General features: G+C 65.9%; 7 protein-coding genes and 1 tRNA gene. 6 read left to right on the top strand and 2 right to left on the bottom strand.

What is annotated here, in order from left to right; translation table 11 throughout:
- The 3 genes from ACE3S9_RS12740 to ACE3S9_RS12730 form a co-directional block, all read left to right on the top strand.
- A partial coding sequence (locus ACE3S9_RS12740; protein WP_374546841.1) for an EF-Tu/IF-2/RF-3 family GTPase occupies positions 1-575 on the top strand: 575 nt, incomplete at its 5' end.
- A 274-nt stretch (positions 576-849) separates the two neighbouring features.
- Entirely contained in the window at positions 850-1,308 is a 459-nt protein-coding gene (locus ACE3S9_RS12735; RefSeq protein WP_374546840.1) for a nuclear transport factor 2 family protein, read from the top strand.
- 189 nt (positions 1,309-1,497) lie between these two features.
- Positions 1,498-1,573, top strand: a tRNA-Trp gene (locus tag ACE3S9_RS12730).
- Positions 1,574-1,629: 56 nt separating this feature from the next.
- Here ACE3S9_RS12730 and ACE3S9_RS12725 read toward each other — a convergent pair.
- A complete protein-coding gene (locus ACE3S9_RS12725) occupies positions 1,630-1,884 on the bottom strand; it encodes a hypothetical protein (protein ID WP_374546839.1) in 255 nt (84 codons plus the stop codon).
- A 262-nt stretch (positions 1,885-2,146) separates the two neighbouring features.
- Positions 2,147-3,403: a glycerate kinase gene (locus ACE3S9_RS12720; protein WP_374546838.1), complete on the bottom strand. Its 1,257-nt coding sequence runs from the start codon at positions 3,401-3,403 to the stop codon at positions 2,147-2,149.
- An 83-nt stretch (positions 3,404-3,486) separates the two neighbouring features.
- Here ACE3S9_RS12720 and ACE3S9_RS12715 point away from each other — a divergent pair, with 83 nt between their 5' ends.
- The 3 genes from ACE3S9_RS12715 to ACE3S9_RS12705 form a co-directional block, all read left to right on the top strand.
- Complete coding sequence (locus tag ACE3S9_RS12715; protein WP_374546837.1) at positions 3,487-4,482, top strand: HupU protein; 996 nt, start codon at positions 3,487-3,489, stop codon at positions 4,480-4,482.
- Positions 4,479-5,921, top strand: a complete 1,443-nt coding sequence (locus ACE3S9_RS12710; RefSeq protein ID WP_374546836.1) for a nickel-dependent hydrogenase large subunit — start codon at positions 4,479-4,481, stop codon at positions 5,919-5,921. The genes ACE3S9_RS12715 and ACE3S9_RS12710 overlap by 4 nt, the downstream gene beginning before the upstream one ends.
- 82 nt (positions 5,922-6,003) lie before the next feature.
- Positions 6,004-6,471: NAD-dependent epimerase/dehydratase family protein (locus ACE3S9_RS12705; RefSeq protein ID WP_374546835.1), on the top strand; the 468-nt coding region annotated here is incomplete at its 3' end.

Genomic DNA, 6,471 nt, shown 5'->3' with positions numbered 1-6,471 from the left:
AGCGTCCGATTGACCAGCCGTTCCTGATGCCGGTTGAAGACGTGTTCTCGATCTCGGGCCGCGGCACGGTTGTGACCGGCCGCGTCGAGCGCGGCATTGTCAAGGTTGGCGAGGAAGTCGAGATCGTTGGCCTGAAGCCGACGGTGAAGACGACGGTGACCGGCGTTGAAATGTTCCGCAAGCTGCTGGATCAGGGCCAGGCGGGCGACAATGTGGGCTGCCTGCTGCGCGGCACCAAGCGCGAGGACGTGGAGCGCGGCCAGGTGCTGTGCAAGCCGGGTTCGGTGAAGCCGCACACCAAGTTCAAGGCCGAGGCCTATATCCTGACGAAGGAAGAGGGCGGCCGTCATACGCCGTTCTTCACGAACTATCGTCCGCAGTTCTATTTCCGGACGACGGACGTGACGGGCATCGTGACGCTGCCGGAAGGCACGGAAATGGTGATGCCGGGCGACAACGTCTCGATGGACGTGGCGCTGATCGTTCCGATCGCCATGGAAGAGAAGCTGCGCTTCGCCATCCGCGAAGGCGGCCGTACGGTCGGCGCCGGCGTCGTCGCTTCCATCATCGAATAAGGCGGAACGCTCGCGTTCCGTTACCGGGCGGTTTCGTTGAAACGCCTTGTTGAATCCTGGAAAGGGAGCCGAAACGGCTCCCTTTCTTTTTGGCCGCCCATCACTTTCCTTTGATTGGGTCTCCGTTCGCGCGAATGCTAGCCTCCGGCCTTCTTAAGCGCCGCGCCGTCCATGTGCGCGCGTTAAAGCGCGGGAAAGCCCCGGGCCTTCAGGCATTGCTTCCGGCCACGCCGGACCTGCCGAAGACGCTTCCCGGAACGAGGGAGGGTTCGCCATGAACAATATCGAATTCGTCAAGTCGCTCTATGCGGCTTTTGTGAGCGGCGGGATCGACCGGATCCTGGCGGCCGCCGATCCGCAGATCGAATGGAAAACCAATACCGATCCCGCTTTGCTGCCATGGGGCGGGGAGCGAAAGGGCCTGCGCGAAATCGCGGCCTATTTCTCGGACCTCGCGCTGAATGTGGATATCGAGCGGTTCATGCCGCATGAATTCCATACGGGCTCGGGCTTCGTCCTGGTGTTGGGACACACCTCCGGCCGGATGCGGAGGTCGGGCGCCCATTTCGAAGATGAATGGTGCCATTTCTTCAAGATCGTGGGCGGCAAGGTCATGGCCTTCCACCAATATGGCGACAGCCATGCGCTGGTTCAGGCCTTTGTCGGCGGCGACGCCCATGCGATCGGCCTGCCGACCGGCGCGGTGGAAAGCCTGGCGCCGCGCTCGCATTGACGCGACAAGGCGCCAAGCGCAATCCGACGGCCCCGTTCAAGGGGCCGTCGTTTTTGTCCGAGCGCTGCGCCGCTGTGCGTGGCGAGGGGATAACGCGCTTTTTCCGTCAATTCTCGAACGACGGGGTTGCACGGAGCTGCTCTTTGCGGCTATGAAAACGCCGCTGACGGCGCGCTTCGCGTCGCCTGCAGGAGTGTAGCTCAGCTGGTAGAGCACCGGTCTCCAAAACCGGGTGTCGTCGGTTCGAACCCGGCCACTCCTGCCATTCAATCCTGCCCCTGCCGCCCCGCTTCTCCATCGCCACTTGCGATGGCGCGCCGTTCAACGGTTGCAGATCTCGCCGGTATCGGGATCAAGCCAGTCGTGCGGGGAGGCGAAGCCGCCGAGAACTTGCGCTCCCGTGGCGGGCAGACAGCGCCTGAATGCGCCATATGGCATGTCGTAGCGCGCCTCGCGCGGGGCGCCCATTGTCTCGCGGGGCGCCTTGTCGGTATAATAAAAACTTGCCGCTTGGCTTATGCTGGATAGAGACAGCATAGCACAAGCCGCCAAGATCAAGCGATGTGAGATCGACATTGCGTGTCCTCCTGATGATGACAGGCAATTTGTCAAGTTATAGGCGGCGGTCTTCGCGCCTAGTGGCCTTATAAACGCTTGAAAAGGCGAAAATATTGCGTATTCAGCTTAAAATATGCTTATTTTAGCGGCGTAACGCCTGTAGGGCCGATCTGGCCAGAGCTGCGCGGGGACAGCCCTGTCAATCGACCAGTTCCGAGAAAGAACCGGCGGCGCTTGCGGTGACCCTCTCCGCTATCGGCGCCGAGAAGCTATCGGCGCGTCACCCGATGAGGATCGCGCGGAAATCATTGACATTGGTATGGGTCGGCCCGGTGATGACGCTGTCGCCGAGGCTGGAGAAAAAGCCGTGGCCGTCGTTATTGTCGAGCGCCGCGAGCGGATCGATCTTTTTCGCGCGGGCGCGGGCAAGCGAGTCGGGGGTCAGGATGGCGCCGGCGATTTCCTCCTGCCCATCCACGCCATCGGTGTCGCCCGCCAAGGCATAGACGCCGGGCAGGCCGCCGAGCGTCAGGCCGAGCGAAAGCAGGAATTCGACATTGCGCCCGCCGCGCCCGTTGCCGCGCACGGTCACCGTGGTTTCGCCGCCCGAAAGCAGCACGCAGGGCGGCGCGAAGGGCGCGCCCCTGAGCGCAACCGCACGCGCGAACCCGCCGAAAACCTTGCCGGCCTCGCGCGCTTCGCCTTCGATGGCGTCGCCGAGAATGGCGGTCGCATAGCCGGCCTCGCGCGCGACCTTGGCCGCCGCCTCCAGCGCAGCCTGCGGCGTCGCGACCAGCACCGCCTCGCTACGGGCGAGGCGTGGGTCGCCGGGCTTGACGCTCTCGCTCTCGCCGCGCTCCAGCATGGCTTTGATAGGGGGCGGCGGGACGATGGCGTAGCGCGCGAGCACGGCGAGCGCGTCAGCGCAGGTGGTCGGGTCGGCGACGGTCGGGCCGGAGGCGATGTCGATCGGATCGTCCCCGGGCACATCGGACATCAGGAGCGCGACGACGCGCGCCGGTGCGGCGAGGGCGCCAAGCCGGCCGCCCTTCAGCGACGACAAATGCCGCCGTACACAATTCATTTCCGAAATCGTGGCGCCGGATTTCAGCAAAGCCGCGCTCAGCAGCCTTTTGTCGCCCAGCGTGACGCCCGGCGCCGGGGCGGCGAGCAGGGACGAGCCGCCGCCCGAGATCAAGGCAATGACAAGGTCGTCCTCGGTCAGGCCGCGCACGCGGTCCGCAATGCGTATCGCCGCCTTCTGGCCGGCTTCGTCCGGCACGGGATGCGCCGCCTCGACGATTTCGATGCGCTCGCAGGGGACGCGATAGCCGAAGCGGGTGACGACGAGGCCTTCGAGCGGGCCGGGCCAATGGTCCTCCAGCGCGCGGGCCATGGCGGCGGAAGCCTTGCCGGCGCCGATGACAATAGTGCGGCCGCGTGGCGGAGCGGGCAGATGCGGCGGCACGCAAAGCGCGGGCTGGGCGGCGGCGATCGCCGCGTCGAACATGCGGCGCAACAGCGTTCTGGCGTCCATTCTTGGTCCTCCCGCCTCATTGCAGCATGAGACTTGCGGCGCGCCTATTGAAATCGGCGCGCGTTCCGGTGAATGTTCGCAGGATGAACCCCGCTTCCAAAAATCTGTTCTGGCTTCAGGCCGGCTCCTGCGGCGGCTGCACCATGTCCGTTCTGGAACATGGCGCGGCAGGCTGGTTCGCCGATCTGCGCGCCGCCGGAATCAATCTGCTCTGGCACCCCAGCGTGAGCGAGGAGACCGGCGAAGAGGTCCTGGACATTCTTGCGCGCATCGAGAGCGGCGAAACAAGGCTCGACATTCTCTGCGTCGAAGGTTCGATCCTGCGCGGGCCGCATGGCACCGGCAAGTTCAACCGCCTGTCCGGCACGGGCCGCACCCTGCTCGATATATCGCGCAGCCTCGCGGCGCGCGCGGATTTCTGCGTGGCGGTGGGGAGTTGCGCGGCCTATGGCGGCATTCCCGCCGGCGACCCGGACCCGACCGACGCCTGCGGCCTGCATTACGACGGCGCCGAGGCCGGCGGGGCGCTCGGACGCGATTATGTTTCGCGCGGCGGCTTGCCGGTGGTCAATGTTTCGGGCTGCGCGCCGCATCCGGGCTGGATCATGGAGACGCTTCAGGCGCTGGCGCTCGGCGATCTGGCGGCGCGCGATCTCGACGCTTTGGGGCGGCCGAAATTCTTCGCCGCCCATCTCGCCCATCACGGCTGCTCGCGCAATGAATTCTACGAATTCAAGGCCAGCGCCCGCACTCTGTCCGAGCGCGGCTGCATGATGGAGCATCTCGGCTGCAAGGCGACGCAGGCGATCGGCGATTGCAACCAGCGCGCCTGGAACGGCGGCGGCTCCTGCACCCATGCCGGCTTCGCCTGCATTTCCTGTACGGCGCCGAATTTCGAGAAAGTGCGCAATTTCCACGTCACGCCCAAGATCGCCGGCATCCCGGTCGGGCTGCCGCTCGACATGCCCAAGGCGTGGTTCATGACCTTGGCCGCCTTGTCGAAATCCGCCACGCCCGAGCGCGTGAAGAAAAACGCCGAGGCCGACCGCATCGTCGAAAATCCGAGACGAGGCAAATGACACGTCTCATTGTCGGGCCGTTCAACCGCGTCGAGGGCGATCTCGAACTCACGCTCGACATCGAGGAGGGCCGCGTCGCCGAGGCCCGCGTCGCGACCACGCTTTATCGCGGTTTCGAGCAGATTTTGGCTGGCCGCCCCGCCGCCGACGCCTTGGTCGTGGCGCCGCGCATCTGCGGCATTTGCTCGCTGTCACAGAGCATGGCGGCGGCCGCCGTCTTGCGCGCAGTGGGCGGAATCCGGCCGCCGCCGAATGGCGAACTGGCGGCCAATATCGCTCATGCGGCGGAAAATATCGCCGACCATCTGAGCCATTTCTATCTGTTCTTCATGCCGGATTTCGCCCGCGCGTCTTACGCCGGAGAAAGCTGGTTTCCGGAGGTCGAGGCGCGGTTCAAGGCTGTGTCCGGCGCGGCGGCGCTGGAGGCCTTGCCGGCGCGCGCGCGGCTGTTGCACGTGATGGGATTGATCGCCGGCAAATGGCCGCATTCTTTGGCAATCCAGCCGGGCGGCGTCACTCGCGCGCTCGATCTCGGCGAGAAGATGCGGTTGCTGGCGATCCTGAGCGATTTTCGCGCCTTTCTCGAAAAGGTCCTGTTCGCCGCGCCGCTGGAGCAGGTTGCGGCTCTGGAAACGCCGGAGCAATTGAGCGCATTTTCGCAGGGGCAGGGCGATTTCGCCGCCTTCCTGCGGCTGGCCGCCGATTTGGGTCTCGACCGGCTTGGCGGCGTCGCTTTGCCTTTGATCAGTTTCGGCGCCTATCACGCCGGAGAGGGCGCTTTGTTCCCGTCCGGCCTCTACGATCCGCGCGCCGGGGCCGAAAAACCGCTGCCGGTCAAGGCGATCCGGGAGGATGTCGCCTTTTCCTTTCTGCACGAAAACTCGTCCGATCCGGCGCTCGCCGTGACCCTGCCCGACGCGGATCGCGCCAACGGCTATTCCTGGGCCAAGGCGCCGCGTCTGTCCGGCGAGCCGGCGGAGACCGGCGCCGTGGCGCGGCAGGCCGTGGCCGGCGATCCGCTGATCCGCGCGCTGATCGCGCAAGGCGGCGGAACCAATGTCTACGCGCGCGTGGCGGCCCGCGTGATCGAAATCGCGCGGCTCGCCATCGCCGCCGAAGGCTGGGCGCGCGCGCTCCGGCTGAACGAGAGCTTTTGCGAACATGGGCCGGAACCCGTCGATGGCGCGGGAGTCGGCCTGGTCGAGGCGGCGCGCGGCGCGCTCGGCCATTGGCTGAGCGTCGAGAGAGGCAATATCCTGCGCTATCAGATCGTCGCGCCGACCACGTGGAATTTCTCGCCGCGCGACGCCAACGGCGTTCCCGGCCCGCTGGAACAGGCGCTGGTCGGCGTCGAAACCGGCGCGGCGGGCGCCAAGGCCCCTGCGATCCAGCATGTCGTGCGCTCCTTCGATCCCTGCATGGTCTGCACCGCGCATTGACCTCGTGGGCGACAGCCACCGAATAGACCTTTTGCCTGGATGTAAATTCAATTAACATCCACCTCGTTCAAGGAGGCTTGGCATGATCGTAGCGGTTGTCGGCTTGGGCGCGGTCGGTCGCGAAACCGCGAAAATTCTGGCGGCGCGTGGCGACGAGGCGCGGCTGATCCAGCGCCGCGCGCCCGCGGCCTTGCCGGACGGGGCGCGCTTCGCCGCCGCCGACGTCCTCGATCGCGACAGCCTGCGCGCCGCCTGCCAAGGCGCCGGAGCCTTGATCTGCTGCATCGGCTTTCCTTACGATTCGCGGGTCTGGGAGACGGCATGGCCGCGCGCCATGGCCAATATGCTGGATGTTTGCGCGGAGCAGGGCGCGCGTTTCGTCTTCGCCGACAATCTCTATATGTATGGGCCGCAGGACGCGCCGCTCGTCGAGGACATGCCGCTGACCGATTACGGTCGCAAGCCGCGCCTGCGCGCCGCCATCACCCGGCAATGGATCGAGGCCCACCAGGCCGGCCGCGTCGAGGCTGTGGCGGTGCGCGCCTCGGAT

It is taken from the genome of Rhodoblastus sp. (genome assembly GCF_041915505.1).
GTDB lineage: Bacteria > Pseudomonadota > Alphaproteobacteria > Rhizobiales > Beijerinckiaceae > Rhodoblastus.
The sequence above is the reverse complement of the archived record's forward strand: the minus strand, read 5'-3'. Positions and strand labels throughout refer to the sequence as shown.